Source organism: Bradyrhizobium pachyrhizi (assembly GCF_001189245.1).
Taxonomy (GTDB): Bacteria; Pseudomonadota; Alphaproteobacteria; order Rhizobiales; family Xanthobacteraceae; genus Bradyrhizobium; species Bradyrhizobium pachyrhizi.
This window is the reverse complement of sequence record NZ_LFIQ01000045.1, coordinates 1-257: the sequence shown is the minus strand read 5'-3', so window position 1 is coordinate 257 and position 257 is coordinate 1. Positions and strand designations below refer to the sequence as shown.

The 257-nt window shown below is 63.0% G+C and carries 1 protein-coding gene; it reads right to left on the bottom strand.

The genetic code is table 11. From position 1 onward, the window contains the following. Positions 1–257: GDP-mannose 4,6-dehydratase (locus tag AKL29_RS07370; RefSeq protein ID WP_152977465.1), on the bottom strand; the 257-nt coding region annotated here is incomplete at both ends.

Here is a 257-nt window from a genome sequence, read left to right as displayed (position 1 = left end):
AGCCGCAGCACGCCGATCGCATCGGCGTTGGCGGTGTATTCCGGGCTCTCGAAACTGACCTGGACGTGGCTCTGGGCCGCCAGGTTGTAGATCTCGGTCGGCCGGATCTGCTGCACCAGGCGGATCAGATTGGTCGAATCGGTCATGTCGCCATAGTGCATCAGGAACGACACGTTGCCGGCGTGCGGATCCTGGTAGAGATGATCGACGCGCGCGGTGTTGAACGAGGACGACCGGCGCTTGATCCCGTGCACGGT